The sequence below is a fragment of the Solidesulfovibrio sp. DCME genome, from assembly GCF_049995385.1.
Lineage (GTDB): Bacteria > Desulfobacterota > Desulfovibrionia > Desulfovibrionales > Desulfovibrionaceae > Solidesulfovibrio.
The window spans coordinates 4,000,684-4,025,771 of the sequence record NZ_CP188261.1 but is presented as its reverse complement, the minus strand read 5'-3'; the positions used below and the strand labels follow the sequence as shown (position 1 = coordinate 4,025,771).

23 protein-coding genes are annotated in these 25,088 nt (G+C 63.8%); 2 read left to right on the top strand and 21 right to left on the bottom strand.

Annotated features, from left to right (window positions below; genetic code table 11):
* Window position 1: 1 nt before the first annotated feature.
* The 6 genes from ACP59X_RS17825 to ACP59X_RS17800 all read right to left on the bottom strand — a co-directional run bounded on the left by ACP59X_RS17825 (window position 2) and on the right by ACP59X_RS17800 (window position 8,629).
* On the bottom strand, window positions 2-901 hold the full coding sequence (locus ACP59X_RS17825; RefSeq protein WP_428560964.1) for a respiratory chain complex I subunit 1 family protein: 900 nt from the start codon (window positions 899-901) through the stop codon (window positions 2-4).
* A 3-nt stretch (window positions 902-904) separates the two neighbouring features.
* Window positions 905-2,899: a proton-conducting transporter transmembrane domain-containing protein gene (locus ACP59X_RS17820; RefSeq protein WP_428560962.1), complete on the bottom strand. Its 1,995-nt coding sequence runs from the start codon at window positions 2,897-2,899 to the stop codon at window positions 905-907.
* A 364-nt stretch (window positions 2,900-3,263) separates the two neighbouring features.
* A complete protein-coding gene (locus ACP59X_RS17815; protein ID WP_428560960.1) occupies window positions 3,264-4,796 on the bottom strand; it encodes a methyl-accepting chemotaxis protein in 1,533 nt (510 codons plus the stop codon).
* Window positions 4,797-5,104: 308 nt separating this feature from the next.
* Window positions 5,105-7,246: a glycoside hydrolase family 44 protein gene (locus ACP59X_RS17810; RefSeq protein ID WP_428560958.1), complete on the bottom strand. Its 2,142-nt coding sequence runs from the start codon at window positions 7,244-7,246 to the stop codon at window positions 5,105-5,107.
* A 487-nt stretch (window positions 7,247-7,733) separates the two neighbouring features.
* Entirely contained in the window at window positions 7,734-8,000 is a 267-nt protein-coding gene (locus tag ACP59X_RS17805; protein ID WP_428560955.1) for a DksA/TraR family C4-type zinc finger protein, read from the bottom strand.
* A gap of 191 nt (window positions 8,001-8,191) precedes the next feature.
* On the bottom strand, window positions 8,192-8,629 hold the full coding sequence (locus ACP59X_RS17800) for a DUF6941 family protein (protein WP_428560953.1): 438 nt from the start codon (window positions 8,627-8,629) through the stop codon (window positions 8,192-8,194).
* A 374-nt stretch (window positions 8,630-9,003) separates the two neighbouring features.
* Here ACP59X_RS17800 and ACP59X_RS17795 point away from each other — a divergent pair, with 374 nt between their 5' ends.
* The gene (locus tag ACP59X_RS17795; RefSeq protein ID WP_428558936.1) at window positions 9,004-10,212 is read left to right on the top strand and encodes an IS256 family transposase; all 1,209 of its coding nucleotides are present in this window, start codon (window positions 9,004-9,006) and stop codon (window positions 10,210-10,212) included.
* Between the two features lie 819 nt (window positions 10,213-11,031).
* Here the strand turns inward: ACP59X_RS17795 and ACP59X_RS17790 are convergent.
* The 6 genes from ACP59X_RS17790 to ACP59X_RS17765 all read right to left on the bottom strand — a co-directional run bounded on the left by ACP59X_RS17790 (window position 11,032) and on the right by ACP59X_RS17765 (window position 15,702).
* Window positions 11,032-11,223 (bottom strand): hypothetical protein, encoded by a 192-nt coding sequence (locus ACP59X_RS17790; protein WP_428560951.1) that lies wholly within the window; start codon window positions 11,221-11,223, stop codon window positions 11,032-11,034.
* 69 nt (window positions 11,224-11,292) lie between these two features.
* Window positions 11,293-11,580 carry an immunity protein gene (locus tag ACP59X_RS17785; protein WP_428560949.1) on the bottom strand — a complete coding sequence of 96 codons (288 nt, stop codon included), beginning with the start codon at window positions 11,578-11,580 and terminating at the stop codon, window positions 11,293-11,295.
* A gap of 478 nt (window positions 11,581-12,058) precedes the next feature.
* Window positions 12,059-13,045, bottom strand: coding sequence for an ABC transporter substrate-binding protein (locus ACP59X_RS17780; protein ID WP_428560947.1), 987 nt, complete (start codon window positions 13,043-13,045; stop codon window positions 12,059-12,061).
* A gap of 26 nt (window positions 13,046-13,071) precedes the next feature.
* Entirely contained in the window at window positions 13,072-13,866 is a 795-nt protein-coding gene (locus ACP59X_RS17775; RefSeq protein WP_428560945.1) for an ABC transporter ATP-binding protein, read from the bottom strand.
* A complete protein-coding gene (locus ACP59X_RS17770) occupies window positions 13,856-14,668 on the bottom strand; it encodes an ABC transporter permease (protein ID WP_428560943.1) in 813 nt (270 codons plus the stop codon). The genes ACP59X_RS17775 and ACP59X_RS17770 overlap by 11 nt, the downstream gene beginning before the upstream one ends.
* The gene (locus ACP59X_RS17765; RefSeq protein WP_428560941.1) at window positions 14,665-15,702 is read right to left on the bottom strand and encodes a radical SAM protein; all 1,038 of its coding nucleotides are present in this window, start codon (window positions 15,700-15,702) and stop codon (window positions 14,665-14,667) included. Before ACP59X_RS17765 ends, ACP59X_RS17770 begins: the two co-directional genes overlap by 4 nt.
* Window positions 15,703-16,055: 353 nt before the next feature.
* On the opposite strand from ACP59X_RS17765, the gene ACP59X_RS17760 reads away from it, so the two are divergent.
* On the top strand, window positions 16,056-16,475 hold the full coding sequence (locus ACP59X_RS17760) for a PadR family transcriptional regulator (RefSeq protein ID WP_428560939.1): 420 nt from the start codon (window positions 16,056-16,058) through the stop codon (window positions 16,473-16,475).
* A gap of 91 nt (window positions 16,476-16,566) precedes the next feature.
* On the opposite strand, the gene ACP59X_RS17755 is transcribed toward ACP59X_RS17760, so the two are convergent.
* The 9 genes from ACP59X_RS17755 to ACP59X_RS17715 all read right to left on the bottom strand — a co-directional run bounded on the left by ACP59X_RS17755 (window position 16,567) and on the right by ACP59X_RS17715 (window position 25,083).
* The gene (locus tag ACP59X_RS17755) at window positions 16,567-16,875 is read right to left on the bottom strand and encodes an energy transducer TonB (RefSeq protein ID WP_428560937.1); all 309 of its coding nucleotides are present in this window, start codon (window positions 16,873-16,875) and stop codon (window positions 16,567-16,569) included.
* A gap of 224 nt (window positions 16,876-17,099) precedes the next feature.
* Window positions 17,100-17,924, bottom strand: a complete 825-nt coding sequence (locus ACP59X_RS17750; RefSeq protein WP_428560934.1) for a metal ABC transporter permease — start codon at window positions 17,922-17,924, stop codon at window positions 17,100-17,102.
* Window positions 17,925-17,932: 8 nt separating this feature from the next.
* Window positions 17,933-18,730 (bottom strand): metal ABC transporter ATP-binding protein, encoded by a 798-nt coding sequence (locus ACP59X_RS17745; RefSeq protein ID WP_428560932.1) that lies wholly within the window; start codon window positions 18,728-18,730, stop codon window positions 17,933-17,935.
* A complete protein-coding gene (locus tag ACP59X_RS17740) occupies window positions 18,702-19,556 on the bottom strand; it encodes a metal ABC transporter substrate-binding protein (protein WP_428560929.1) in 855 nt (284 codons plus the stop codon). Before ACP59X_RS17740 ends, ACP59X_RS17745 begins: the two co-directional genes overlap by 29 nt.
* Complete coding sequence (locus ACP59X_RS17735) at window positions 19,553-20,191, bottom strand: class I SAM-dependent methyltransferase (RefSeq protein WP_428560927.1); 639 nt, start codon at window positions 20,189-20,191, stop codon at window positions 19,553-19,555. Before ACP59X_RS17735 ends, ACP59X_RS17740 begins: the two co-directional genes overlap by 4 nt.
* Window positions 20,192-20,217: 26 nt before the next feature.
* Complete coding sequence (locus ACP59X_RS17730) at window positions 20,218-20,913, bottom strand: class I SAM-dependent methyltransferase (RefSeq protein WP_428560925.1); 696 nt, start codon at window positions 20,911-20,913, stop codon at window positions 20,218-20,220.
* A gap of 14 nt (window positions 20,914-20,927) precedes the next feature.
* On the bottom strand, window positions 20,928-21,446 hold the full coding sequence (locus ACP59X_RS17725; RefSeq protein WP_428560923.1) for a TonB-dependent receptor domain-containing protein: 519 nt from the start codon (window positions 21,444-21,446) through the stop codon (window positions 20,928-20,930).
* 387 nt (window positions 21,447-21,833) lie between these two features.
* Window positions 21,834-23,591: an NADH-dependent [FeFe] hydrogenase, group A6 gene (locus ACP59X_RS17720; RefSeq protein ID WP_428560920.1), complete on the bottom strand. Its 1,758-nt coding sequence runs from the start codon at window positions 23,589-23,591 to the stop codon at window positions 21,834-21,836.
* A gap of 19 nt (window positions 23,592-23,610) precedes the next feature.
* Window positions 23,611-25,083 (bottom strand): NADH-ubiquinone oxidoreductase-F iron-sulfur binding region domain-containing protein, encoded by a 1,473-nt coding sequence (locus ACP59X_RS17715; RefSeq protein WP_428560918.1) that lies wholly within the window; start codon window positions 25,081-25,083, stop codon window positions 23,611-23,613.
* Between the last annotated feature and the right edge of the window lie 5 nt (window positions 25,084-25,088).

Sequence of the window (25,088 nt, the reverse complement as noted above, 5' to 3'; positions counted from 1 at the left end):
GCTACCTCCACACCGAAAGGACCAGGGACAGGGCGACCAGCGCCCCGGCCCAGCCGAGCAGTCGCGGCACGCGCAGCAGGCGCAGCCGGGCCATGGCCGATTCCACCAGCCCCACGGCCACGGCCACGGCGACCATGAGCCCGCCGAACACGCCCCAGGCGGCCAGGGGGGACAGCCCCGAGGCCGGCGTCAGGGACAGGGCCGTCAGGGCGCAGAAAATCCACAGTTTGAGCGTCGCGCCGTAGACAACGGCGGCCAGGTCCGGGCCGCTGTGGTCGAGGACCATGACCTCGTGGATCATGGTCAGCTCCAGGTGGGTGTTGGGGTCGTCCACCGGGATGCGGCAGTTTTCCACCAGCAGCAGCACGAACAGGATGGCCGGCACGAACAGCCGTTCGGCGGTCACCGGCCCGGGCACGGGCAGGCCCAGCATGGCCGACAGGGAAAGGCCGGAACTGCCGGCGGCCAGGCTTAAAAAACACAGGAACAGCACCGGTTCGGCCAGGGCGGAGAAGACGGCCTCGCGGCTGGCGCCCATGCCCTCGAAGCTCGAACCCGTATCCAGGGCGGCCAACACCAGGCTCAGGCGCGAGAGCCCCAACAGGTAGGCCAGGAACATGAAGTCGCCGCCAAAGGCCACGAGGGCGGGCGTTCCCGGCCCGGGCACAAGGAGCAGGCCGCAGGCCACGGCGGAAAGCGACACGATGGGGCCGGCCCAGACCACCCAGGAGGCGGTTTCGCTGACAACCACGCCCTTGCGCACGAGTTTGGCCAGGTCGAAATAGGTCTGGAGGACGGGCTTGCCGGCCCGGCCGGCCACGCGGGCCTTGACCCGGTTGACGATGCCGGGAACGAGCGGTGCCAGGACCAGGGCCGGGAGGAGGTGAAGGAGGGCGCGCATGATTTAGAGCTTCCAGGCCAAAAGCAGGACCACCGTCGCCAGGACGTAGAGGATATAGAGGTGGACCCGGCCGTGCTGCACGACTTTCATGGCGTCGCAGGCCTTGCCCACGGCCTCGAACAGCGGGGTGAACAGTGTCAGGCGCAGCCGGTCCGGGGCGGACACGACGAGCCGGGCCTTGGCCGGAAAATAGCCGGCGTCCATGTCCAGCCGGGTTCGCAGCCCCATGGCCGGGCCAAGGACCCGGGCGGCCGGTTCGATAAAGGAGCCGGGGCCGTACTGCATGCGGGCGTTGGGGGCCAGGTAGCCGCAGCCCCAGGTGGGCTCCCGGCGGCAGCCGCTGGCGGCGGTCAGGCGGCGGCGCAGGAAGCAAAGCGCCGCGACCAGGGCGGCCAGCACGAACCCGACCTGGCCGATGGCGGCCAGGATGTCCGTGGCCTTGGCCAAGGCCGCCCGGGCCGGGGCGGGGTCGAGGCCGGGAAAGGCCAGGGCCGCCTGGCCGGCCAGGGAAAAGAGGAACGGCGCGCCGGCCGCGGCGATGACGATCACCCCGGCCAGGAACAGGAGCGCCGCCCGGGAGGCCGGCCCCGGGGGGTCGGCCTTGGCCGCGGCCGGGGTGCGGGGGGCGCCGAGGAAGGCCAGCCCGCCGGCCTTGGCAAAGGCGGCCAGGGCGCAGCCGCCCACGCCCGCCACCACGGCCAGGGCGGCGGCCATGGCCACCCGGGGCAGCAAGCCCGGCAGGAAAAGCCCTTCGAGCAGGGCCAAGGCCAGGGCTATCTCGCTGGCGAAGCCGGCCAGGGGCGGCAGGCCGGTGATGCCGGCGGCGGCCAGCAGGAACGTCCCCCCGACCACGGGCAGCCGCTTGCCCAGCCCCCCCAGGTGGCCCAGGCGCACGGAGCCCACGGCGTGGAGCACCTCGCCGGCGCACAGGAACAGCAGGCCCTTGAAGGCGGCGTGGTTGCACACGCCAAAGACCGCGCCGGTGAGTCCCAGGGCGGCCATGGTTTCATTGCCGTTCGACCGTCCGACCAGCCCGAGCCCCAGGCCCAGGCAGGCCAGGCCCATGTTCTCCACGCTGGAATAGGCGAGCAGCCGCTTGAGGTTGGCCTGGGCCAGGCCCTGGAGGATGCCCATGGCGGCCGAAGCCAGCCCCACGGCCACAAGCGCCCAGCCCCACCAGGCCGGCCCCGGGCCGAGCAGTTCGACGGCCCGCCACAGGCCGTAGATGCCGGCGCTGAGCATGGCCCCGGACAGCAGGGCCGAGACATGGCTCGGCGCGGCCGGATGGGCCTCGGGCAGCCAGACGTGGAGAGGGAAAAAGCCGGCCTTGGCCCCGAAACCGGCCAGGGCCAGCAGAAACAGCAGCGACGGCGCGCCCAGCCGGCCATCGGCGGCGGCCTGGGCCAGGGCATCAAAGCCGGTGGCCCCGGCGGCGGTGAAAAACAGGCCGAAAAAGGCCAGCAGGCAGACCGCGCCCAGGTGGGCGGCCACGAGGTAGACCCAGGCCGCCTCGCGCACCTCGGCCTCGTCGTCATGGAAGGCGATCAGGAAAAACGGTGCCAGGGACATGACCTCCCAGGCCAGCAGAAAGCAGACGGCATCGCGGGCGGCCATGACCAGGGACAGCCCGACAAGGAGCGCGTTGCAAAAAAACCAGTGGGCACCCAGGCGGCCATGCCCGCCGCCGTCGTGGCCGTGGCCGGCCAGGCTGGCCGCGCCCGACACGGCGCAGGCCGCGCCGAGCAGGGAAACCGGGAGCAGGAACAGGCGGCTGGCCGGATCCAGGCCGAGCGTCAGGCTGCCGATGGGCAGCCCCCAGGGCAGCACGACCACGACCTGGGCGCTGGCCGGCGTCAGGCAAAAGGCGGCCAGTCCGGCCAGGGAACCCAGAAGCGCCCCGGCCGCGCCCACCAGGTTGGCGGCCCCTTCGCCCCTTTGGCACAGGGCGGCTATCCCCCCCAGCGCGAACAGCGCCAGGGATATGCCGAACCATTCCATACGCGGCAATCCTTCCCACCGGCCCGCGCCGGAAGGCGCGGCGAACCTTGCGATGTGGCCCGCTGCTATGCCGAACGGGCCGTGATGTCAATGCGGCCGCGCCGGCCTTGCCGTGTTCGGCTGCCGGTCGGGCCAGGCCTTCACCGCGATGGGCTGCCGGCCGGGCTTCGCCGTGGCGGCAAGCCGGGCCGCGCCCCTTGGCCACGGACCCCGCGTGGCGTGGCGTTCCCGGTTCGGGGCACCGCCGCAGGCATTTTCCTGCGCCGGGGGCCTGCGGGGCATGGCCGTGGCCAGAAGGCTGGGGCCAGAAGGCTGGGGCCAGGAGGCTGGGGCCAGGAGGCTGGGGCCAGGAGGCGCCGCCCGCCTACTCCAGGTGCATGCGGGTCATGGAGGTCTTGAGGTCCGAGGCCAGGTGGGCTAGGTTGGACACGGCCGAGGAAGCTAGGGACATGGCTTCGGCGGTATCCTCGGCGATGCGGTTGATCTGGTCCGTGGAGCGGTTGATCTCCTCGGAGGTGGCCGACTGCTGTTCGGCGGCGGTGGCGATGCCGCGCACCTGGTCCGAGGTCTTTTCCACGTAGGCGAGTATCTGGCGCAGGGCGTCGCCGGCCTCGTGGGCCAGGGTGTCGGCCTCCTCGATGCCGTGGGAGGTCTCGTCCGTGGCGGCCATGTTGCGCCGGGCGCTTTCCTGGATGGCCTGGATGTAGTTGCTGACTTCCTTGGTGGCGGTCATGGTCTTTTCGGCCAGCTTGCGCACTTCGTCGGCCACCACGGCGAAGCCGCGCCCGGCCTCGCCGGCCCGGGCCGCCTCGATGGCGGCGTTTAAGGCCAGCAGGTTGGTCTGGTCGGCGATGTCGGAGATGACCTGCATGATCTGGCCGATGCCCTGGGCCTGGCCGCCGAGGTCCTGCATCTCGGTTTTGAGCCCGGCCGCCTTGACGTTGACCGATTCCATGACGGTAATGACTTTTTCCACCAGGCCGGCGCCTTTGGCGGCCATGGTATTGGCCTGGCCGGCGGTGGCGGCGGCGTCGCCGGCGTTTTTGGCCACTTCGAGGATGGTGGCGTTCATCTCCTCGATGGCCGTGGCCACCTCGGCCGTGCGGGAGCGCTGCTCCTCCATGCCCTCGGTGGACTGGGCGATTTGGGCGGTCATGTGGTCGGCGGCTTCGGCCAGGCTTTCGGACACGGCCGTGGCCTCGGCCACGCCGTTGGCGATGCGGTGGTTCTGGTCGGTGATGGTGCGTTCCTTGAGCACCACGCCGGTGAAATCGGCTACGGACACGAAGGCGCCGATGAGCTTTTCGTCGAAATCGAGGATGGGTGTGGAAAAGATGCTGATGAACTTGTGGTGGCCCTTGCGGGTATCGAATTCGGTCTTGAGGGACTGGCGGGTGCGCTGGCGGATGGTGGTATCGGCCAGGGTCTCGCGGGCGTCGCCGTAGAAGAAGCGGGCGAAGTTGTGGCCCTCGTGCAGGGCCGGTGCGCCCTCGTTTTCGGTCAGGCGCACCATGTGCTCGTTGAGCCACTTGATTTCGCCCTTCTCGCCGACGATGGCCATGGGCGTGATGATGTTGCCGAGCATGGCTTCGTCCTTGCTGAGGCGTTCCTTGATGGCGGCTTCGTGCGGGGCGAGGGCCCGGGCCAGTTCGCCCGTGCGCAGCAGTGGGTCGTCCTCGAAGGTGCAGTCGAAGGTGGCCGAGGCCACCGAAGCCAGGAGCTGCTCCGTGCAGGCAAAGGCCGCATCCACCCGCCGGCTCGTCCAGACGAGAAAACCCGTCAGGCTGGCGAAGGCGACCACAAGCAGGCAAAGGGAGGCGATCCCGTCCGCGAGGGCCGATCCGGCCAGCAGCAGGCCGTTGATTGCAACGATAGCGATAAGTATCTGACGTTTCATGGTACACCTCGAACGGGTTTGGCGCGGGATCGCGGGCAGGGCGGTTCTATAGTGCAATCGACATCAAATCGCAACGGATTGGTGATGCAGGCCCCGAATCAAGGGGCGTCTCGGGGAAAGGTGTTGTCGATCCGGGGAATGTTTGCGCACAGCGACGGGGCCACACGTGGGCCCTGCCGCCATGTCGTATGGGGTCGGTATGGGATGAAGGGCCCGGTTTCCCGTGCGTTATTCGGAAACCGGGCCCATGGTACGGTGGCGTGAATGGCCGGGCTTTGACGGCTCGTTGGCTCGTTGCGGTCGTCGGGTTATTGCAGCAGCAGGGGGAGCCAGGTGGCGATGCCGCCGCCGGCGGCCGGCACGACGAACAGGGTGATGGAACTGGCCGGCAGCAGGCTCGTCCAGCCGGCGGCCGTGACGGCCTGGTCGTCCAGGCGGCGGATGGCTGTCAGGTCCGTGGCGTCGTAGCGGTAGGCCGCCGCCGGGCCGGCCGGCGTGAAGCCGCGTAAGGCAAGGGTGGCGGTTTGGGCGGTGGTCGCCTTGTTGATGACCATGACGGTCAGGGCGCGGTCGGCGGCGCGCCGGGCGGCATAGACGGAAACGACGCCCTGGTCGGCGCTGGCCGCGGCCAGGGCCGTCTCGCCGAAGCCGTGGCCGGCGCCGTCGTAGTTGCGGTAGAGGCGAAAGGCGAAGGCGCCGGGCTGCTCGATGGACGGCGGGCTCCACAGCGTGGCCAGATCGAGGCCTTCGCGGCCGAAAATGCCGAGGATGTCGGCCTGGGCCAGGGCGCCGTTGATGTGTTCCAGGCCGCCGAAATTGTATTCGGTCACGGCGAGCTTGGTGCCCGGGTAGTTGTCGGCGACCCACTGGCGCATGCGGGGCAGGAGCTTGACGGGCTGGTTGATCCAGCTTTCGTCGGTGTAGGCCGGGTCCCACAGCGAGCGCGTGGCCCGCAGCCGCAGGGCCTGGACGGCCGTCGAGCCGGCCGTGGACAGGGCCACGCCCGAGGCTTGGGGATAATAGTGCAGGTCCAGGTAGTCGAGGATGCGGTGGCCGTTTTCGGTTTCGTACCGGCGCAGGCGCTGGAGGTACCAGGCCGTGAAGTCCAGGTCGTCGTGGGCGGCCTGGTCGGTGCCGGGAGAACAGCCGTCCACGGCCGAATGGAACCAGGCGCACCAGCCCCAGGTGGCCGGGCCCAGGGTGGCGATGCCCGGATCGGCCGCCTTGACCGCCGCCCCGTAGGCCATGGTGCGGCTGGCCAGTTCGTCGTAGCTCGTGGCCGAGGGATGGACGTCGCGGTGGGTGCTGTTCCAGAGCATGGGTTCGTTGTCGAAATCGAGGTAGGCCACACCTCCCGAGGCGGCGCTGCCGAAGGTGGCCTGCAGGTGGGCGATCCAGTCGGCGGCGTCGGCCGGGGTGAAGGCCAGGCTCGTATCCGTGGGGGCGTTGCTGGTGATGTTGCCGCCGCCGGCGGCCACGCCGTTGCCACAATCCGGGTCCCAGGGGTCGGTGGCCTGCTGGGCGCCGTAGACCGAGACCTTGAAGCCGCAGTCGTAGGGGTGGCTTTCCAGGCGCCGTTTGGCCACGTAGCCGAGCATGGGGATGGTCAGCAGGCTGCGTGTCCCCGTGCGCCGGTCCTGGTCCACGAAGCGGTCGGCGGCGGAACCGTCGGGTAGCCGCGACGGGTCGGCGTTGTCCGAGGCGATGTTTTCGAAATACCAGTCGCTGCCGGTGTTGTAGGCATCCACCCGCCAATTGTAGCGGCTGGTGGCATTGCCGCCGTTGCGGCGCACGGGCAGGCGCAAGGCGGCGGCAAGCGCCTCGTCGGCGAAATTCATGCCGTAGATGTCGGGGCTGATGGGGCCGAGGGCGGTCGCGGCGTCGACGGTCAGGGCCGGGGCCGGGGTGGGGTCGGGCGCGGGGCCGGTGGCTGCCGTCAGGCTGATGTCGTCGAGATAAAAGACGGGCTGGGCCGTGCCCGAGGCGTCCTGCCAGACGATGTCGCCGATCTGCGCCGGAGAGCCCAGGGAGGAAAGGGGAATGACCACCTCGGTCCAGGCGTTGGCCACGGGGGTGACGGCCACGGCGTTGGCCGTGTCGCCGCCGAGCACCACCTTCAGGTTTTGCCCGCCGCTTGGGCCGCCGTGGATGAAAAAGCGCAGGTTGGCAAAGCCGGAGGCGGCCAGGGGGGCGTCGGCGTGAAGGTACAGCCCGGCCCAGGCGGTGTTGAGGGTCGCGGCGATGGCGGCCACCCCGGCATGGGCCGGGGCGGAAGCCGCCAGGTCGACCGTGGCGCCCCAGGACCAGTTGGCCCAGCCCTGGGCCAGGGTTTCGGCGTACAGGATGGTGTCCGCCGCCCGGGCCGGGGCGAGGCTGGCGCACACAAGGGGCAGGGCGATGGTCAGGGCGAGGAGGAAGCGAGGGCGTCCAAGGAATCGGGTCGCGGGCATGGAACTCCTTCATGGGGCGCGGCGGGATCGACCGGGCCGGTTTCGGCTGTCTTTTGCAAATTGCGGTCCGTTTATGGGCGCCGGGCCAGGAGGAACGGAGCGGTCCCGCAATCGTGGAACAGCGATCGCCGACCAGTGGATTGGCCCGGGGGGAGAGGGATGCGGGCAGGCGGCCGTGGCGTAGCGGGCCAAGCCGGTGCGCCGGGTGCGGCCCGGCAACGGGGTGCGGGCCGCTTGGGGCCGTTGCCGCCAAGCGGCCGGAGGCCCGGCCGGTGTCGCGATGCCCGGCTGAGGCGAGCCCGAGGCCTGCGGGGCGCAAAAAGGGCGGAAAGTATGCAAGATACCGTCCGCCCGGGGTGATGTCAGCGCCCAAGCTGAATCACGCTTTTTATATAGGGCGTGATCGTGGATACGTCCAGTCCGTTTTTCGGGGCCAGTCAGCCCCGCTTCTCCCGTGACCGGGCAGGGAAACGGGGGCGAAGGCCTGTTAGCGCAACTGGCTGTCCTTGTTGCCACGGCGGTTGTAGGGTGAGCGCGCGGCCTGGTCGCGGTCATGTTCCGATTGGCAGGCCACGCACAACCGGACGCCGGGAAGGGCCTTGCGCCGGGCCTGGGGGATCGGCTCCCCGCATTCCTCGCAGGCCGTGCGGCTTTCCCCCGTGGGCAACAAGCCGCGGACCCGGGCGACCTCATCGGCAAGGGAATCGGCAATTTGGTCTTGCACCGCGCCGTCACCGGCCCAGCCGCTCGCCATGATCGTTTCCTCCGCGCCAAAGGCCACGGCCGTGTTTCCCAGCGGAAACGGCCGCTCGATCCCTTGGAGATACGATGGGCCGCCCAAAAGTCAAGATTTTGACCGAAGCCGGGAGGCCGGGCCGGCAGCCGTCGCGGCAGGCTACACCCGCCGCACGTCCCCATATCCGCTGGGGCAAGGGAGCGCGGCCTTTACTGCCGCATCATACTCGGCGTGCCGGCGGTTTGTATCTGGCTGGCTGCGACAAGCACCGGCAGCGAGGCGGCGGCGAGCCACAGCCCGTTGATCTTCGCTTCGATCGTGAACCGGCTGATGCCGGGCTCGTCGAAAGCGAAGCCGTTTAAAACGAAATTCATGCGGTGCCTGTGGCTCTGCACCGCCAGGTCGCCCGTTTCGACAAGGGTTTTTGCCTTTCCTCGCGGGTTGATGGCGATGATGCGGATGGCGAAATTCTCGACGACATCATAGCCGGTGTCCTTTTCCCAGGACGTGCCGATGGCCAGGAACGGTATTTTGGCCGGGAATTCCGGGGCCATGATATTGTCTATGGTTATGATGTAGCTGACCACATTGGTTTCGGCGTCGGTGATGATGTTTTGACAGAGTATGGACCAGCAGTGTTTGATCATACGGTTCGTTCCTTCGTTTGGGCCGGGAGGATTGCCGGGGCTTGGGGCCTTTCGCCCGCGCCGTGTCCAACCATGCCGTTGCTGGTGTATGCCAACCTTGCGCGGCCATGGCAACGGGCCGCGGGCGGCCGTGCCCCGGGCGATTTCCCCGTGATCGGCTGGGCCGGCCGCGGGGGCACGGGTTGTGTCGGGCGGTTCGGGGGCATGGTCACATGGGGTGGCGCCGGGTAGCGTCCACGGAGGTGGTGTAAATTCTGAAGTCGTCCAGGCCGGGGGAGAGCCTCCGGCCCGGACGGAATGGGCGAGGTGGCCATCGGGTCAATTGGCTGTAAGGTGAAGTTACGACGCCGCACCTGCAACCAAAGGAGACCACGATGGCCGAGGACAGCATGGCATTAATCGAGCTGATGCAAAAGGCCGACGGCGGCGATTTTCTCCGCTCCCTGGCGGAAGCCGTCCTGCAGCTTCTCATGGAAGCCGATGTGGACGGCCTCATCGGGGCCAGCCGCCACGAGCGAAGCCCCGAGCGAGTCAGCTACCGCAACGGCTACCGTGACCGCAGCCTTGATACCCGCATCGGCTCCTTGCAACTGCGCATCCCCAAGCTGCGCCAGGGCAGCTACTTTCCGCCCTTCCTGGAGCCACGCAAGACCAGCGAACGCGCCTTGGTGGCCGTCATCCAGGAAGCCTGGATCGGCGGCATCTCCACGCGGCGCGTGGATGATCTGGTCCAGGCCATGGGCCTTTCCGGCATCTCCAAGTCCCAGGTGTCCAAGCTGTGCAAGGACATTGATGAACGGGTCCATGCCTTTCTTTCTCGGCCGCTGACCGGCGAATGGCCCTATTTGTGGCTGGACGCAACCTACCTCAAGCAGCGCGAAGGCGGCCGGGTGGTCAGCGTCGCCGCCATAATCGCCGTGGCGGCGAACACCGAAGGCCGCAGAGAAATCGTGGGACTGCACATCGGCCCCAGCGAGGCCGAGCCGTTCTGGTCTTTTTTCCTCAAAAGCCTTCTTCGTCGGGGACTTGGCGGCGTGAGGCTTGTCGTCTCCGACGCCCATGAAGGCCTCAAGGCCGCCATGGCCAAGACGTTCGGGGCCACGTGGCAACGCTGCCGGGTCCACTGGATGCGAAACGCCTTGGCCCGGGTTCCCAAGTCCCAGCACGCCATGGTCTCGGCCGCCCTGCGCCAGGCCTTTTTACAGCCGGATGCGGCCAACGCCAGCCAGACCTGGCGGCATGTCGCCGATCAGCTTCGTGGAAAATGGCCACGGCTCGCCAGCTTCATGGACGAAACCGAGCACGACGTGCTGGCCTACATGACCTTCCCGGCGCAGCATCGGGTCAAGCTGCACAGCACCAATCCGCTGGAAAGGCTCAATAAAGAAGTGAAGCGGCGGGCGGACGTAGTCGGCATCTTCCCCAACGAACAGTCCATCATCCGGCTCATCGGGGCCATCTTACTGGAGCAAAACGACGAGTGGCAGCTGCAAAGCCGCTACATGCAGGTCGAGGCCATGGCCGAACTCAACACCCAACCAAACGAGGCGCAGCCAGCCCAAATTCCACCAAGAGCAGCCTGACCGAGGGCCACCTCAAGCACACCAGAATTTACACCACGTTGACGGACGTGACCTGGCGCCGCAGCCGTGGGCGAACCAAGGGTGAGGGCAGGGGGACGTTTGGAACCTTTGTTGCGGCCCGTGGTGGAGGGGCCTGGGGCGTTGCCGCCAAGGCCTGCCGTTGCACCATGTCACTGAGGACATGAGCAAAATAAAAGAAATTCTTTTGAAAAATAAGTCAAAGGTTTTAAGACAAATATTGATATTTATAGTAATAATATAAAATGGTTATGTGAAATATGCGCCAGATGGCACCAACAGTTTGGCGAGTGACCTCGCCTTCGGCAAGGTGGCGATCTATTGGGTTGGCGCGCAAGATTTAGGGTCGATGAATCGACTTCGCCAAAGACGGTCCTGGGGAACTTTTCCGCATCAGCTTCCAGGTGGAGCTGGTCGATAAACCCTTCCAGAAGGGTGGCCAGGAGCTCTTCGAACATCGGCCGCGACATGCCAGACTTCTTCCAGGGCCGGACGGTTTCATATTGCCGGCGGCTGATCTTGAGGATTGCCCAAGGCTTGTTTTTAGAGATGCAGGGCGGACCTTTACCCATGGGAATCCTCTAATAACTCTACGGCTCCCGCCTGCCGACTCAGGTTGACGGCACGTCGCAGGCTAATCAAGGCGAAAGCGAACAACTGCAAGCGGGAACATGCGCGGCTTCCCTTTTGCTCTCCGCACCTTCACCGGAATATCTTGTTATTCTCACAAGAGAAGAGTATAAATTCCGGTGAAAGCGCGGAGTTGTCACCTCCCTACCAGGCAGGCATTACCGGGGCAAATCACCCTGCCTTCAGCAATGCGACAAACGTATTGAGGGTCTCCTTCAGCGAAAGCGTGGCCGCGCATAGAGCTTTCTCGCGAGGCGAGGGAGGCTCTGCGCCATTTGCGACCTTCAGTTCACACATCGACAACGCCTGACTCACCAGCTTCTGCGCTTTCGCTTCAAACTCCTGCACGTCCAATCGAGACACGCATTCACCTCGGCGTTGGGGGGAAGCCAACGACGCACGGCCTCAGTCACTGTCAGCCAAAGCGATACGTTATGATGCCTGGCGCCTGGCGTTTTCCTTGGCGACGGCAAGAAGGTACGTCAAGTCCTCCCCCAAGATTTCCGCCATACGCTCCGCATCCGATACAAGTACGCCTTGTGGTTTGCCCGTGTTTGTCGCCTTTCCGCGCATGGCTGACCATTTTGCCGCTGCCGCCTTGGCAGGTGCGTCCGGCCAGACCATTTTGGCAAACTCGCCCTTTTTCCAGCCTCGGGCGTAAGCCCGTTCGGCGACGAGTTCCACAAAGGACCGCTCCAGTAAGGTTGCGAAATCGTCCATGATTGCCTCCGGCCCTTCAATTTTAGCGGAAATTCCTTCCTTATCTAGTGGAAAATTCTTGTTGTGTAAAGAAGGAAATTCTTATAAAATTCCTTCAAGGATAACTCGATGAAAGATCTCTTCGATTTGCTCCTCCGCCGAATGGGTTCGCACACCGCCGTAGCCAGGGCTGTGGATACACCGCAAGGCAGTCCCGGAATATCGGGAAAAAGTTGAGGACTTACATGGCAAACATGGGCTCAAGCAGGTGAAGTCCCTGTTGGAACAGGTGATCGACCGGGTAGCCAAGGTGAGAGCGGATGGACATCAACGAGTCCTGGATCAAGAAGAGGCGGCTATCGGCCAGTTCAAACAACCATAAATATTTGCGCACTGACAGGTCACGTCCAGTAAATGACTTCGTTAAATCTTCAGTAGTGCCACAGGGAGTGTCTGGATTGCCCCTTTCGGTGAAATCATGACACTCCCCAAAAACAATTTACGGCTGTAAGAAATCCGGTCTCGAATGGGCTTTCACATCCGGTATCTGCTTCAACTTGCCGATACTGTGCAAAAATGCCGCTGTCTTATTCAAACTGTCGAGCGTTTGATCATCCAAGCGAACCTTCCAATCCATCTTGCGGAACATGTCGGCTTCAACCGAAGCCGGAGCCCCGGTGACGGCAGCCGTAGCGGCCCCGGCGGCGTCGGGATCGGCGTTGATCCAGTCGACAGCCTTCCGTGTCCCTGCGACAATGGCCCGGATAGCCTCGGGATGGGCCTCGGCAAAGGCCTTGCTCGCCACGAGGAGCAGCGGATAGTCGTTGCCAAGGCCCGAGAGGACCGCGACCTCGTATGCGCCCGGAACCTTTTTCAGGGCAAGGGTCGGCGTCGGCTCGGACGCGGCCAGGGCATCGATGGAGTTGCTCTGAAGACCTTCGATGAGATCCTTTTGCGGCATGTTGACCAGCTTCACGGATGCGGGGGCGATGCCGTTATGCTCCAGGTAGAGATATACCGCCCCATGGGTGCTCGAACCGAACTGGACGCCGAGGCGTTTGCCGACAAGGTCAGCAGGTTTGGTGATGCCTGCTTTTTCGGAAGCGATGATCGAATGCATCTTCTCGCCACCACCATAAGCCGCGACAAGAACGCAGTCCCGGTTGCTGGCCAGGGCGATGAGGGCTGGGACGTCTCCCATGACAGCCACGTCGGCGCTGCCGCTGACCAAGGCCTCGGCCCCGGCAACCCCGGCGCTCATCCCCAGGGGAACATCCTGTACAGTCACGCCCTTGGCCTCGAACCACCCTTTGCGGGAGGCCAGAAACTGCGGCGCGTAATAGCCCTTGGCCGTATAGGCGAGCCGGCAGACGGTGTTTTCCGCCTTTTGCTGGGGTGGGGAGCTCTCGCATCCTGTGAGGAAAAGGAGAAGCAAGGCAGAAAGGATTTGAAGCAGGACAAGGGGTTTTCTCTTTCTTTCACGCATGAGGTCTCCCGTATTGTTTGTTGTCTTTAACTGTGGTCACTTTCAGCGTTTAACGCATCAAGATAACCATCCATTCTGGCTTTCAGTTCTTCCGTTTGCTGTGTGAGCCGCGCCTCCAGACGATTTCTCGGTCGCGGCAGCATGATCCGTTCGATGGTGCGTAATCCTGATGGCGGACGATCCAGGATGACGACCCTGTCCGCCAGATAGACGGCTTCGGAGAGAATGTGCGTGACAAAGAGCACGGTCCAACCGAAGCGCAGCCACAGCTCGGTCAGTTCGTCCTGCAAGCGCGAACGGATTACGGCATCCAGGGAGGCGAACGGTTCATCCAGCAACAAAATGTCGGGGCGCAGAATGAGAGCCCGGGCCAGGGCCACACGCTGCCGCATGCCGCCGGAAAGTGTCGCCGGATAGGCGTGGGCAAAGTCCGAGAGTCCGACCTGGGCAAGGGCTTCCCAGGCAAGCTCCCCGGCCTGCCGGCGTCGCATCCCTTGTCGGCGCAGCCCATAGGCGACATTATCCAAAGCCGTGTACCAGGGGAAAACGGCATGGTCCTGAAAGACCACGACGCGGTCCGGTCCGGGCGTGAGAACCGGTTTTCCCTTGACCGTCACCGTACCGGAAGTGGGTTGCGCGAATCCGGCGACAAGGTCGATCAGGGTCGATTTGCCGCTGCCGCTGGCCCCGACAATGGCCACGAATTCTCCGGTAGTCAGGGTCAGGTCCAACCCGTCGAGGGCGACGACGGCTTCCTGCCGTCCTTGTCCAGGGAATACCTTGCGCACCTGGCGGAGTTCGAGGATCGGGTCATTGATCATGGCTTAATCCCCATCGCTCCACGGTCCGGCGCTCCAGCGGCAACAGGACCAACCGTTCCATTCCCAGGCCAAGCGTGGCGATGATGGCGATGCAGGCAAAGGCCGAGGCATAGTCCATGGTCCAGCGCGACTGGATGATGGCATAGCCGAGTCCGTCGCCGGACCCGACGATCATTTCCGCCGCCACGAGGACACGCCAAGCGGCTCCAAGCGCAATGCGCAGGCCACTGAGCAGATGCGGCAAGGCTCCCGGCAAAAAGACGGTGGCGAAAAGCGCCCAAGGACCGGCTCCGCACATACGGGCTGCCCGCACATACCGCGCATCCACGCTGCGAACGCCCATGACTCCGGCGATGGCCACGGCCGGAAAGGTCGTGAGTGTGATGATGGCCACGGTCGCCGCCTGGTTCAGTCCGAAAAGCAGGATGGCCACCGGAATCCAGGCCAACCCCGGGATGACCTGCAACACTTCCACGGTCGGCATCGTCAGGTGACGCATGGGTGCGGACCAGCCGGCAAGAAGTGCGTAGGCCAGACCGCTAAAAAGGCCGAGGCCGAACCCTTCCCCCCAGCGCAGGAGACTGACCCCGGCATGGTGGTAAATGGTGTGCTCCAAAAATACCGTGCCCTGGAGCATTTCCCACAAGACGCTCGCGCATTCCCAAGGGGTCGGAAAAGGCACCCCCCGTACGGCGGTGACGATCCAGGCGACCACCTGCCACAGGCCGAGGCCGAAAATCCAAGCGCCAAGGGAATACCCGATCCATGTACGCTTGTTTCTCTCCTTTGCAGCCGGACTCAATGCGCTTCCGTGGTGGGGCGGACGGTGAAACCCGCCGCCTGGAGAGTGGCCCGGGCCGTAGGAAGATCAAAGCCGCGCCAAGGGGTTGCGCTCGATTTCGTGTCTCGGGGATTGGCGGCCTGTTCGACAATGATGGTGTTGCTGCCGCAGCGAAGGACGCTGGGAGTAGGCGGATGCACGCACAAATGCTCGCCGCCGTCCGGGTATTCCAGGCGGGCCACCGCCGCGACGCGACGCAGGTAGGCTTCAGAGACCTGTCCCAGATGTGCCAGCGGTGTGCCCATGACGGAAACCCGGGCCATGACGCCGGTTCCCGACGCGCCGATGGACCTGGCCCGACGCGCTTCGGTCAGGATTTCCGCAGGTGAATGCTCCGGCCCCAGGGGTTCGATGAGATATTGCACTTCCAGACCGCCGGCCAGGGCGGTTTCGATGGTGCGCACGCGCATCTCCACGGTGTGCCCGGTATCGACGCCTTCGCGCAGGCGAACGACGTGATAGACCATGGAAAAACCGGCATCCTTGAGCGCCTTGACCGTCTCGGCGTCCATTTCGCCGGTATTGACGACGAGGTGGATGTCGGTCCCGATGCGGTCCCGGACCCGCCTTCCCAGCATGAGCAATCGGTTCAAATCGTAGAATTGGGTCGTGCGCAAAACGACGAAGTCGGACCCGCCGTCCGCCAATTCTCCGGCCTTGGCGACAATCGCTTCGGCATCAAGCGGGGGCGAGTTCTGATACGCGTCCCACTTGGCGGCATGACTGCAAAAGGAACACCCCATTTCACAGGGGGTGCTGTCGATGCCGATGGCCGTCCAGATGTACCCCCGGCCACCGGAAATTTGGCGCGTCATGGCATCGGCGCGTTCCAGAAGATGGTTAACCCGTTTGTCGCTCACCCGCGTATCGAGGAGCAATTCGGAGGCATCGCAAGACGGGATGACATTGCTGCTTGGGGAATCATTCATGGCCGTTCTCGCTGGTTGCGCTGTTTGTCGCGTTTTAAGGGATAAAATGGCATCCACGATGTCCATGCCGAAACATTGCCAATGCCGCCGCACATACTCCCGCAGTTTACAAGATATTTCTTCGTGTTGCTCCGCGCATCATCTTCTCCTGGAGTGGGTATCCGTCTTCTGTGAATTCCCTGCCCATCTTCCCACGCGGCGAATTTCCCAGGACCGCAAGCGACGACGGGCGGGTGAGATCGAGCCCCGATTCGGGGAGAAAAAATGACTAGATCATCTACTCGACTTGGTCAACTAGATGCGATTTGCGTATCCTGGCGGTCAAGGGCAAAGGCATGGTGAAATGCACCGCTAATAAGTTGAAAATATAGTTAATTGTGTCGCCGCTTGAGCCTGGGCCACGTTACGGGGGATTCATTATGATCGATTTGGCGGGATGTCCTTGCACAGGGAAGAATTTGGCGAGGCTCGTCCATCCGGCGATCCTGGCCGTTTTGGCGCAGGAGTCTTTGCATGGCTATCTGATTCTGGAACGATTGGCGGATGCGGCGATGTTTCGTGATCAACCCCCGGACCCGGCAGGCGTATACCGCATTCTCAAGACGATGGAACAGGAAGGGTTGGTGACATGTGCCTGGGATTTGCAAAGCAGCGGACCAGCTCGTAGACAGTACACGATCACTAGTAAGGGTGTGGCATGTTTGCATACTTGGCTAGAAACGTTGGTTAATTACAGAAAATCAGTGGACATCCTTGTAAAAACCGTTCAGTCGAGCCTGGATATACAAAAAAAACTTTTCAACTCCATTCAGATTAAGTCTATATCCCCAGATAAATAGTGCCAAATCTTGATAAGATATCCGACTATCTCACTCTATGCTTGCATTGAAACAATGTCGCATTTCGAAAAATCTGTCACCTTGCAACACATCAGTCCTTCAAATTCAAACAGATAGGCAGCATAACCCAGGTTGCCACCTCATGCCCTTTGTGCCGGGCAGGATGAAATCTCCATTTTTCAAGAGCCGCAATAACGGCTTGCTCAAATATTTGCGGCGGCTTTGCGGAAACGATACTGATTATATTTACCCCACCGTCAGCGGTGACCACAAGCCGTGCGACAACCCGTCCCTCGATTCCATGCCGTCGGGCATCCGCAGGATAAGCGGGCTCCACTTGTCGCATGATCCTCGGCTTCACATCCACGGCTGCCAGGCTCATCCCACCGTCTTCGCCCATGCCCCGCCCCGCGCCGACAGAGGGTCCCTCTCCGCCCCCGCCGCCGGTCCCACCCCCGCCGCCGCCGGCAGGATGGATCACGAGACATCGGTAGAAAAAGACAAGGACGACGAGGGCGACTGTATGGAGCGCCACGGACAAGAGCCATCCCAGCCATGCGCGGCGAGAGGAACGCGCGGGGTGTTGCCACTCGGGCAGAACAGACGGCATGTCCGCCATAGCCGTTATGCCTCGGCCCTGGAACCGGCCTTTCTTTTGGGAGAGCAGGCCACGGCCGCCAGAAAGAGCAGGCTGGACACGAGGACGATGGATGCGCCGGCCGGTACGTCGAGTTTCCAGGCAATGAGCAGGCCGCCCTCGCAGGAAACGACGCCGAACAGGGCAGCCAGGAAGAAAAGACGCCCGAGGCGGTAGGTCAGTTGATAGGCAGCCGCCGCCGGATTGATGAGCAGGCTGTAGACGAGCAGGCCCCCGACGCTCGGCAGGCAGGCCGTGACGGTGAGCCCCGTAAAAAAGAGGATGCCATAGAAGATGGCCGTGGCCGGCAGGCCGCTGGCCCGGGCGATGCGGCGATGGCAGGCCACCGCCTGGATTTCCTTGAAAAAGGCGACGATGGCCAGGCTCGCCGCCACGGCCACTGTGCCAAGGAGCCACAGGTCGCGCCGGCTGACCGTGAGGATGTTGCCCCAAAAGAGGTTCAGGCCGGCCGTCTTGGGGCCGGGGAGCAAGCCCAGGCAGAAAATGGCCAGCCCTAGCATGGCCGAAAACACGACGCCCACGGCGGTATCCGGGGAGAGTTCGCCCCGGTCGGCCACCGGTCCGATGACCGCCGCCGCCGTCAGGCTGGCCACCAGCGCGCCGGCAAGCGGGTCCCAGCCGAAAAGCAGCCCCACAAGCCCGCCGGCAAAGGCGGCATGGGCCAGGCAGACGCCGATGAAGGTCAGGCGCATGAGCACGGCGAACACGCCGGCAACGGCGCAGGCCACGCCGGCGAACAGCCCGGCCAGCACGGCATGGCGCATGAATCCCGCGTCAAGAAAGGCATCCATGGCGATTCCTAAAAAAGCACCACGCGCCGCCCGCCGTGGGACACCACCGCCACTTCGGCCTGGTAGAGGCCGCCGAGCCGGTCTGCGTCGAGGGCTTCCCGGGCCGGACCGCGCCAGAGGGGACGGCCGGAATCCAGGCACAGCACCTCGTGGCACAGGCTTTCCAGGCTGTTGAGGTCGTGGGTGGCCAGCAGCACGGTCAGTCCCCGTTGTTCCCGCAGCCCTGCGATGCAGCCGAGGATGTCGCGTTGGGCGCGCCAGTCCAGGGCCGATGTGGGCTCGTCGAGCAGCAACACTCGGGGCTGTTGGGTCAAGGCCCTGGCAATGGCCGCACGCTGCTGTTCGCCACCGGAAAGTTGCCCCAGGGGACGGTCGGCCAGAGGGCCGATGCCGACGAGTTCCAGCATTTTTAAGGCCCGCCGGGCGAGTTCCCGCCCCGGAGGTCGCAACCAGCCGCGCCTGGCATAGCCGCCGGACATGACGGATTCCAGGACGCTTATGGGCAGGCGCGGGTCCACATCCTGGGCCTGCATGACCAGGGCGATGTCCCGCCGAGCCTTGTTTGCGCCGGGACCGGCCAAATCATTTCCAAACAATTGCACCACGCCGCAGGAAAGGCGCAACAGCCCGCAAACGGCGGCGAGCAGCGTGCTCTTGCCGGCCCCGTTGGGACCGATGACGCCGAGCACTTGGCCTTGGGGCACGTCCAAGGCGTCGATGCGCAAAACAACGCGGCCGCGCCTTTTGACCGTGACGTCGCGCAGGGAAAGGGCCGGATCATTCCCCATGGCGCTGCAGCGCGGCAAGGCAACGATCCAGGTTGGCGGCCACGGCCTCGGCCCAGGTCGAGGCGTCGGGGAATCCACCCGGGAAGTTGGTGAGTACGACGAAGGCTGCTTGCAACTCCTCGGCGAAGGTTTTGCCGGAGCCACCCGAACTTTGCAGGTTGTCGGCCACGAGCCGGACGTTCGCTTTGCGGGCTTCGGCCACGGCCTGGGCCAGCTTTTGCGGACCGCTTTCCTCGAACCGTCCGTACTGGGCGGCAATATTGCAGCCGAGCCACTGGAGAAAAGGCTGCTGCTGGACGTCGGTCATGACCGGCAGCCCCACGAGTGGCCCGGCCTTTGCGGCGAGCGCAGCGGCGACGCGATCGACCGCGACGATGCGTGCCTTGGCCCGTTCCTCGTATAGGGCGGCATGGGGCGGGTCGATATCGGCCAGCATCCGGGCCACGGCCAGGGTGGCGGCTTTCTGGTGGTCGGGCACCATCCAGTTGCCGGGCGCATCGACCACCCGCACCTTGGCGGCCAGGGCCGGGTCGTTTCGAACCGGTCCCATGACGGCGTCCAAATGAGTCTGCCAATCGTGCAAAAGGATGGCCTTGGCGCGTTCCAGCGTGCGTATGTCCGAGGCGCGCAGGTCGGTGTGTCCGGGGCAAGCGGCGGCGGGCATGATGGGGGTTGCCGTCACGAATCCGTGCCCCAGGTCGTTTACGATGTCCGACACCAGCGTCGTGCCGGCGGCGATTATGATAGGCGTGTCCTGCTGTTTGGCTTCCCCCACGGCGGCGGCCAGGAGCAAACAGAAGCAAACGAAGGCGAGGCGACAAAGGAAGTGTGCAAGGCGCGTCATGGCCTGCTCTCCGACGGGCTTGCCAGTTTGCGGCATTTGGCCAGATACCGGCCGGGCGCGTCGATGATGACGGGATCGGGCAGCCCGGCGAGCAGGAAAAGATCGCGCATGCGGCCTTCCTCGGGCAGGGCGTCCCGGGCCACGGCGCCATGGGTGCCGTGATGGGCGAGCAGTTCGGCGCGGCTGAGCAAATGGGCGATGATGACTTGCGCGCCGGACTTGGCCACCCGGGCCATTTCCGACAGGGCGAGGCCTTTGTCCTCGAAATGGGGAAAGGCGGCGAAACAGACCACGGCGTCGAAGCTCGCGTCGCGAAACGGCAGGCGCATGGCCGTGGCCCGGACCGGGGGCGGAGCCGTCGGCCCGAGCTTCATCCGCGCCTGCCGCAGCATTTCCAAAGAGAGATCGAAAGGGAACACTCGCCCGGACGGGCCGATGGCGTCTTGCAGATAAGGCACCAGGGTTCCCGGGCCGGTGCCCATGTCGAGAACCGTCGCACCGCTCGGCAGATGAAAGGAAGCGACCAAGGGTGGAAGCTTTTCCCGTACAGGCGGCGGGTAGCAGTTGGCTTCCCAGTGCGCGGCCCGGGCGTCGAAGAAGGCGGCCCGGGGATCAGAGCCGTTTTGCCTTTGCATGCTGTTTTCTCCTCCTGCGCGCCCGCTTACGCCGCGAAGCGCAACAACACGTAGAAGCCGGCGGGGTCCAGGTGCTTGCGAACCACCCGGGAAAATTCCGCCTCCCGGGCCAGGCGCTCCACGACGTCGATAGGATCATGGCGGCCGTGGCAGCGAAAATGGCCAATGAGCACACGGCGTTCCTCCGGCGTGAGCTCCGCCCAACGGGTTTCGATCTCCCGATTGTAGCGCTCCAGATAGGCCTCGGCACTTTCCCCGTCGTCCGGCATAGGGTCGTGGCTGAGAAGCACCCCTCCCGGACGCAAGGCGTTTTTGGCCATGGCGAAGAGCTTTGCTTTTTCCCCCTGCGGAAAATGGTGCAGCAAAAGCCCCATCCAGATGACGTCCACGGCCTCGCGCAGGCCGGCCAGGACCTCCCGGCCGTCGGCGGCCACGAGGTTCACGGCGGCCGGGCTCCCGGCGAGATTCTCCCGCGCGGCGGCAAGACAGTCCGTATCCGTGTCCGCGCCCGTGTAGGCGGCCACGTCCCCGGCAGCCAGCACGCGCGCCATGTCCCGGGCATCGTTGCAGCCGAGGTCCAGCAGGCGCAGATCGCCTTGGCCCCGTCCGGCCAGATATCCTTCCAGCCAGGCATAGGCCGTCCCGTGGCACATGCGGTCATGCGCCCGCAGCTTCGTGAAGACCTCGCGCCGGTCGAAGGTCGTGGAAACGGCTTCTTCCATATCTCCCTCCGCGGTTAGAACGTCAGGGCCACGCCGGCCGAGACCCCGGTTCCGGGCATGGGGTAGCCGGGTTTGTACTTGTAGAAGGTATCGGTCAGGTTCTGCACGGCGACGAAGAGTTCGGTTTCGACCTTGGGTTTGGGGATGGTGAAGAAATAGGAAAACTTGGCGTTGGCCAGCCAATAGCCGTCCACCTTCGAGGTGTTGCGCGTATCCACGCGCCGGGTCTCGGAGAGCACGTACATCTCGTCCACGTACTGGGCGTCGGCCGTGATCTTGAAATGCTCCAGGAAGCGGTAGTTCCCGCCGAGGCTGACGTTCAGGTTCGGCACGTAGGGCAGGTACTGGGGCGTGTGTTCCCTTTGATGATGGGCGAGGAAACGACGTTGACTTCGTCGAGCATGGTTTCGTCGGGTTTCTCCGTTTTTGGGGGGTCGGCTGCGAACGACGGCGAGGCGGCGAAAGCGAGGACAAGGGCAAGAAGTGCAGCTCGGGAGAAACGACGGGGAATCATGCTCGCTCCTTTCAGGCAACAGGGTAGAAGGATACGCTGACTATAAAAACTAAACTAATATTATTTGGCGGTGTCAAGAAATTAAAATAATAACACTTCCGGTTATGAAAATAAAAATCGTATGTCAAGAAACGATAAAACATACTAATTTAGGCGACATCCAGTTTGCGAGACGGGATCTCCATTTTCAAGCTCATAGCGTAACAGGCGGGTATCCTTGCGTTAATCTTTTTCTTTGCGGGAGCGCTGCTAGATCGTGTTACCAACGAAGCGTTTTCTCGTGTATAGCGTCAGAGCCGCAACACTACAGGGTGTGCCATAAAGAAAAAACCGAAGAGAGATGGATAATCTCCCTTCGGTTTATTGAGTTATAGGTGGATAGCTTCTAGAGCCTTTACGTAGCCAACTACAGGCGATGGCGCTTGAAGTAGTGGGTATGCAGCAGATGGTGCGATTTCTCAGATAAGGGCTTCCCCAGGAACTTCTCGTAGAGCTCGACAATGTACGGGTTCTGGTGAGACTTGCGAAGCGGCTTGCCCGCGTCTTCCTCGTAGAGGACCTTGGTGCGCAGCTTGAGCAGTTCCACATCACCGTGGTGATAGGGCTGCCCGCCGCCGCCGATGCAGCCGCCCGGACAGGCCATGACTTCGATGGCGTGGAAGGTTTCGCCTTCGCGCACGCGGTTAAGAAGCTTGCGCGCATTGCCCAGCCCATGGGCCACGCCGATGACCAGCTCATGGGGTCCCATCTTGACGGTGGCCTTTTTGACGCCTTCCATGCCGCGCACATCCTCGAACTCGACCTTCTCCAGCGTCGCGCCGGTGGCCAGTTCGAAGGCGGTGCGTAGCGCGGCCTCGATGACGCCGCCGGTGACGCCGAAGATCGGAGCAGCACCGGTGGACGCGCCAAGCGGGGCGTCGAAGTCTTCGTCGGGCAGTCCGGCGAAGTCGATGTTCATGCGTTTGATCAGACGCGCCAGTTCACGGGTGGAGATGACGATATCCACGTCAGGGTTGCCGTCCACGGCGAATTCAGGCCGGGCGCGCTCGTATTTCTTGGCCAGGCAGGGCATGACCGAGACCACCACCAGCTTGTCGCGAGGAATAGCGAGCAGATCGGCGTAATAGGTCTTGGCAATGGCCCCGAACATCTGCTGCGGCGACTTGGCCGTGGACGGCACGTCGAGCATGTCCGGGAACTGGTGCTCGAAGAACTTGACCCAGCCCGGACAGCAGGAGGTAAGGATGGGCAGTTTGACCGTCTGGTCTCCGTCCAGGAACTTGCCCAGACGGTCGAGGAATTCCGAGCCTTCCTCCATAATGGTCAGATCGGCGGCAAAATCGGTGTCGAAGACGTGGTCGAAGCCCAGGCGACGCAGGGCAGCGGCCATTTTGCCGGTGACCGATGTGCCAGGCGCGATGCCAAGGTCCTCGCCAAGGGCGGCTCGTACGGAAGGCGCAGTCTGGACGATGACGACCTTGTCCGGATTGGCGAGCGCCTCGACGACTTCCCAGCTATGGTCGTGCTCGACCAGCGCGCCGGTGGGGCACACGGCCACGCACTGGCCACAGTTGGTGCACACGGTGTCGGCCAGGTTCATCTCGAAGGCTGGCGCGACCACGGCGGTGAATCCCCGGTTGACGCCGGAAAGCACGCCGCAGGTCTGGACCTCGTTGCACATGGTTTCGCAGCGCCGACACATGATGCATTTGTCCATGTCGCGGATGATGGAGGGGGAGATGTCCTTGCGATAATGCGACATCTCGCCGCCGTCATAAGGCGAATCCCGGATGCCGAAGCGTTCGGCCAGGGCTTGCAACTCGCATTCGCCGGACTTGGCGCACACCAGGCAGTCCTTGGGGTGGTCGGAAAGCATGAGTTCGAGCACGGTGCGACGGGCGTTGAGCACCCGCAACGTATTGGTCCTGACCTTCATGTTCTCAGTGACCGGGGTGGCGCAGGCCGGAGCCAAGTTGCGCCGGCCCTCCACTTCGACCACGCAGATGCGGCAGGAAGCGGTTTTGTTGTTGATGGAGAGCGCCTCGAGGTTGAGGTAGCACAAGGTCGGGATGTCGATGTCGAGCGACTTGGCGGCATCCAGGATGGTGCTGCCCGCCGGCACGGACGTCGTTTTGCCGTCTATGGTTATCGTCAGCATGGGCATTGCGGACCTCCTTGGATCCTTATTGCTTGATGATCGCGTCGAATTTGCATTTGTCGTAGCAAGCGCCGCACTTGATGCACTTGCTTGCATCGATGGTGTGAGGCTGCTTCTTCGTACCGGAGATGCATTCCACCGGGCAGACTTTGGAGCACAAGGTGCAGCCGGTGCACTTGGCGGGATCGATGGTATAGGTCAGCATAGCCCTGCAGACATGGGCCGGACACTTCTTGTCCTTGACGTGCGCCTCGTACTCGCCCCTGAACGTGTCCATGGTGGACAGGATCGGGTTGGGCATGGTCTGCCCGAGGCCGCAAAGCGCCGTGTCCTTGATGATCTCGGACAGGTTCTTCAGGCGGTCAAGGTCCGCCGGGGTTCCCTTGCCCTTGGTGATTTTGTCGAGGAGTTCGTAAAGGCGCTTGGAGCCGATGCGGCAGGGGGTGCACTTGCCGCAGGTTTCATCCATGGTGAAATCCAGGAAGAACTTGGCCACGGACACCATGCAGGAGTCCTCGTCCATGACGACCATGCCGCCGGACCCCATGATGGACTTGCAGGCGGCCAGGGACTCATAGTCGATAGCCACGTCGAGGTCTTTGTGGGACAGCGCGCCGCCGGAGGGACCGCCGGTCTGAACGGCCTTGAACTCCTTGCCGTCCGGGCAGCCGCCGCCGATGTCGAAGATGACCTCGCGAAGGGTAATGCCCATGGGAACCTCGATGAGGCCCACATTGGTGATCTTGCCGGCCAAGGCGAAGACCTTGGTGCCTTTGGACGTGGCGGTGCCGATGGAGGAAAACCAATCGGCTCCCTTGAGAATAATGGCCGGAATGTTGGCGAAGGTTTCAACGTTGTTGACGATGGTGGGCTTACGCCAATAGCCTTCTTGGGCCGGAAAAGGAGGCTTGGTGACCGGTTCGCCGCGCTTTCCTTCCATGGATTTGATGAGCGCGGTTTCTTCCCCGCAGACAAACGCGCCGGCCCCGTATTTGAGTTCGATATCGAAGTCAAAGCCCGAACCGAAGATGTTGGTGCCCAGCAGGCCATAGGCTTTGGCATCATCGATAGCCTTTTTCAGGCGCTTGATGGCGAGCGGATACTCGGCCCGGATATAGACCGCGCCTTGTGTTGCCCCGACGGCATAACCGCCGACGGCCATGGCTTCGACAACGGAATGAGGGTCACCCTCGAGGACCGCGCGATCCATGAAGGCGCCTGGATCGCCTTCGTCGGCGTTGCAGACCATGTACTTCTGGTCAGCTTTGTTTGCCAGGGCGATGCCCCATTTCACTCCGGTAGGAAAGCCTGCGCCACCGCGACCGCGAAGGCCGGATGCTTTTATGACTTCCACGAGTTCAGCCGGAGTCATGGTAAGGGCCTGGGCCAGAGCCTCGTACCCGCGCACGCCGATATAGTCGTCAATGCTCTCGGGATCGATGAAACCGCAGTTGCGCGTGGCGATCCGGAGTTGTTTTTTTTCGACCGTCGCTGCCATATCGT

Coding starts and splice junctions, on each gene's coding strand:
- ACP59X_RS17765 (WP_428560941.1), bottom strand. CDS start 15,702: ATGGACATCGTGGATGCCATTTTATCCCTTAAAACGCGACAAACAGCG.
- ACP59X_RS17775 (WP_428560945.1), bottom strand. CDS start 13,866: ATGATCAATGACCCGATCCTCGAACTCCGCCAGGTGCGCAAGGTATTC.
- ACP59X_RS17810 (WP_428560958.1), bottom strand. CDS start 7,246: ATGCCCGCGACCCGATTCCTTGGACGCCCTCGCTTCCTCCTCGCCCTG.
- ACP59X_RS17785 (WP_428560949.1), bottom strand. CDS start 11,580: ATGGACGATTTCGCAACCTTACTGGAGCGGTCCTTTGTGGAACTCGTC.
- ACP59X_RS17780 (WP_428560947.1), bottom strand. CDS start 13,045: ATGCGTGAAAGAAAGAGAAAACCCCTTGTCCTGCTTCAAATCCTTTCT.
- ACP59X_RS17795 (WP_428558936.1), top strand. CDS start 9,004: ATGGCCGAGGACAGCATGGCATTAATCGAGCTGATGCAAAAGGCCGAC.
- ACP59X_RS17740 (WP_428560929.1), bottom strand. CDS start 19,556: ATGACGCGCCTTGCACACTTCCTTTGTCGCCTCGCCTTCGTTTGCTTC.
- ACP59X_RS17730 (WP_428560925.1), bottom strand. CDS start 20,913: ATGGAAGAAGCCGTTTCCACGACCTTCGACCGGCGCGAGGTCTTCACG.
- ACP59X_RS17825 (WP_428560964.1), bottom strand. CDS start 901: ATGCGCGCCCTCCTTCACCTCCTCCCGGCCCTGGTCCTGGCACCGCTC.
- ACP59X_RS17715 (WP_428560918.1), bottom strand. CDS start 25,083: ATGGCAGCGACGGTCGAAAAAAAACAACTCCGGATCGCCACGCGCAAC.
- ACP59X_RS17760 (WP_428560939.1), top strand. CDS start 16,056: ATGATCGATTTGGCGGGATGTCCTTGCACAGGGAAGAATTTGGCGAGG.
- ACP59X_RS17720 (WP_428560920.1), bottom strand. CDS start 23,591: ATGCCCATGCTGACGATAACCATAGACGGCAAAACGACGTCCGTGCCG.
- ACP59X_RS17735 (WP_428560927.1), bottom strand. CDS start 20,191: ATGCAAAGGCAAAACGGCTCTGATCCCCGGGCCGCCTTCTTCGACGCC.
- ACP59X_RS17815 (WP_428560960.1), bottom strand. CDS start 4,796: ATGAAACGTCAGATACTTATCGCTATCGTTGCAATCAACGGCCTGCTG.
- ACP59X_RS17805 (WP_428560955.1), bottom strand. CDS start 8,000: ATGGCGAGCGGCTGGGCCGGTGACGGCGCGGTGCAAGACCAAATTGCC.
- ACP59X_RS17755 (WP_428560937.1), bottom strand. CDS start 16,875: ATGGGCGAAGACGGTGGGATGAGCCTGGCAGCCGTGGATGTGAAGCCG.
- ACP59X_RS17750 (WP_428560934.1), bottom strand. CDS start 17,924: ATGGATGCCTTTCTTGACGCGGGATTCATGCGCCATGCCGTGCTGGCC.
- ACP59X_RS17820 (WP_428560962.1), bottom strand. CDS start 2,899: ATGGAATGGTTCGGCATATCCCTGGCGCTGTTCGCGCTGGGGGGGATA.
- ACP59X_RS17800 (WP_428560953.1), bottom strand. CDS start 8,629: ATGATCAAACACTGCTGGTCCATACTCTGTCAAAACATCATCACCGAC.